Source organism: Wenyingzhuangia sp. 2_MG-2023, assembly GCF_030548295.1.
In the GTDB taxonomy this organism is placed as follows: domain Bacteria; phylum Bacteroidota; class Bacteroidia; order Flavobacteriales; family Flavobacteriaceae; genus Wenyingzhuangia.
In genome coordinates this window covers 1-237 of the sequence record NZ_JAUOSB010000194.1, presented here as the reverse complement: position 1 = coordinate 237, position 237 = coordinate 1, and the positions used below count along the sequence as shown (strand labels likewise).

Sequence of the window (237 nt, the reverse complement as noted above, 5' to 3'; positions counted from 1 at the left end):
CGTATATTGCCGTGACGACCAAATCAGATCCTCGAACCATATCACCACCGGCAAAAACCTTCGGATTGGTCGTTTGATGTTTGAATTCCTGGCCTTCTGGTGCAACAACGCCATCCCAGTTGTTCACTTCAATGCCGAAGTCCTTGAACCAGGGCGCAGGGCTTGGACGAAAGCCAAAAGCAACCAGCACCGCATCCGCAGGCAGGATTTCTTCAGACCCTTCCACAACCTGTGGAC

1 protein-coding gene is annotated in these 237 nt (G+C 52.3%); it reads right to left on the bottom strand.

What is annotated here, in order from left to right; translation table 11 throughout:
- Positions 1-237 (bottom strand): FAD-dependent oxidoreductase (locus Q4548_RS17030; RefSeq protein WP_303457281.1); only part of this gene is annotated, 237 nt, incomplete at both ends.